Raw genomic sequence first — 2,248 nt, forward strand, 5'->3', positions numbered from 1 at the left:
GGCTGATCGATTCACGCTGGCTCCCGGCAAATTCGGTGATGACTGATTCTGTCATTCCATTCAACCTCACGGTCTGCCTGATTTTTTAACGTTACTTCTTCCGCGCATAAAAGGGTTGTTCTCATGCGGCCTAAAAACGTCCCTTTTTTCGTACCGGTTTCGTAACCTTCATTCATTCATACTGCGTACATATACGATACTAGGGCAGACGCATTCCCGGGGACTTCCCCCTTACCAACGCCGGTACCGGTACCTGTACCGGACCCGGAACCCCTGCCGGTGACGGAGCCGGAACGCCCCATGATGGAGCATGGCAAAACCCTGTACCTTGCCAAGTGGTCTACCCGGCTCTGGGCGTGGCTCATCGATATCATCCTCGTGATACTCTTCTTAAATATTATCGGGGGCATTCTCGAGCCTTTTAACTGGAAGATGCATTTTCTCTGGGATTTCGGACACCTAGGACTGTTTGACCTCGGGATCGAGACGCTCATCTTCTTCCTGTACTGGACCATCTGTGAAAGTTACAAGGGCCAGTCGATCGGGAAGATGGTTATGAACATCCGGGTCGTGAACCGTGACGGCACAAAGATCCACTGGGGAACCGCCGCGATCGAGAGCATCGGGAAGGCGTTCATGCCAATCCTTGTCCTTGACTGCCTGATCGGGTGGCTTGCGATGCCGCAGACAAAACTCCGGGTCTTTAACCGGATCTCCAATACGATCGTCATAAAAACCGATTATCGTGAGCCTGATGGCATCCTGTACGTCAGGGACAAGGAATAAACGGGTATTTTTATCAGCAGATTTTTTTAAAGTTTTTTCCCGGGGAACGGGGGCCGTGATCATTCGGCTGGTCCCGCGATCTGTTTTTTTAAAATGACTTCCTGACGGGGTCACCTTCGCAGGAGGGATATCAGGCAGCTTGCCACAGGTTCGTGAAGTTTATTGGCTATGCCGCTGTACAGAAACAACATGCCTCTCGCATCAGAACCGGTACGGGATATCGAGTCGATGTACCACAAACAGGACGGCCGTGTACTGATCGAGATCAAGCTGACATCCGTTATCCAGCTCTTCAACTCCTTTGACCCGGCCCCGTTTTACGAGAAAGAGATCGATACAGAAGCAGAACACTATATCGTGGACACGGTACAGGATTTTCCTGCAAAAACAAAATTTATGATCCACATTTACCTTCCCCCTCCCCTCGTGGAGAGCCAGGAAGCAAAAAAGATCATTCCCGCCATCCATAACCATTTCAGGTACAAGATGCTTGTTACGGAACGGAAATTCCGGGCGAAATTCCGGTTTGGCCGGTGGAGCCTGCTTATCGGACTCACATTCCTGGCAATTGCCCTTGTAGCGAGCGAGCTTATTGCGACCAGGACCAATTATCTTCTGCCCCAGCTCCTCTCCTATTCGCTTTTAATCATTGGTTGGGCGGCGATGTGGGAACCGGTCACAGTACTCCTCTACGAGCTCTGGCCGATTATCCGGTTGAAAAAGATCTATGAGAAGATCAGCACGATGGAGATCGAGATCCTGCCCCTGCCCGGATGATTGGCCGGCAGTGTCCCTGTTTTTACCGGTCAGTCCGTTGGCAGGCGGCGCATGGGTACGGCATTTGCGCCTTTGAGGTTGCCGGCGGCAAAATCAAACCGTGCCCGGATACTTTCTGGCAGTTCCCGCTCGGCGATAGGCGCAAAACCAAATGATGAATAAAACGTGACGAGCGGCAGCGTGGAGTACATATAAAGTATCCCTGTGCCGCATGCGGCAACAAGTGCCTGTACCGCTTTTCGTGCATAGCCCCTGTTCCGGAACTGTTCGCCGACAAACACCCCGTCGACTTCAAGACCCTCCGGGTGACGCCGGCACCGGGCGACTGCGGCAAGCGCCCCTTCGACAAACACGCCGAAGATCCGGTCGGTGTTCCGGTCGGCTTTCTGCTGGTGGTATCCCAGCCAGACTGTTTCTGCCCGGTCAAATTCCCCGCTAGAGAGCTCCCTCGCCTCTACGTCGAGGTGGATTCGGGGGTACCGTACGAGAAGGGGACGCTGTGCCCGGGCTGCCACGCCGGCAGCGGTACGGCCGAGCGGGATGTTTGTGGCACAGTCCCTGCTGCCGTACCGGGATATCAGGATGAGTGATACATCCTCCTCCTCTGCACATGCGGCAATCTCCGCTGCCGGGTCGCCGTACCGGACCACGGTTCGCACCCTTCGTGCGGAAATACCCGGCGCTG

The 2,248-nt window shown here is 54.2% G+C and carries 3 protein-coding genes; 2 read left to right on the plus strand and 1 reads right to left on the minus strand.

Translation table 11 applies throughout. The features are described from left to right. The first annotated feature begins 279 nt into the window (after positions 1–279). Both WCE46_RS01500 and WCE46_RS01505 read left to right on the plus strand, forming a co-directional pair. Positions 280–786 (plus strand): RDD family protein, encoded by a 507-nt coding sequence (locus WCE46_RS01500; RefSeq protein WP_424731932.1) that lies wholly within the window; start codon positions 280–282, stop codon positions 784–786. A 189-nt stretch (positions 787–975) separates the two neighbouring features. Beyond that, positions 976–1,563, plus strand: coding sequence for a hypothetical protein (locus tag WCE46_RS01505; RefSeq protein ID WP_424731933.1), 588 nt, complete (start codon positions 976–978; stop codon positions 1,561–1,563). 29 nt (positions 1,564–1,592) lie between these two features. On the opposite strand, the gene WCE46_RS01510 is transcribed toward WCE46_RS01505, so the two are convergent. Next, a partial coding sequence (locus WCE46_RS01510) for a GNAT family N-acetyltransferase (protein ID WP_424731934.1) occupies positions 1,593–2,248 on the minus strand: 656 nt, incomplete at its 5' end.

The organism is Methanoregula sp. (genome assembly GCF_049690535.1).
Classification (GTDB): Archaea; Halobacteriota; Methanomicrobia; order Methanomicrobiales; family Methanospirillaceae; genus Methanoregula.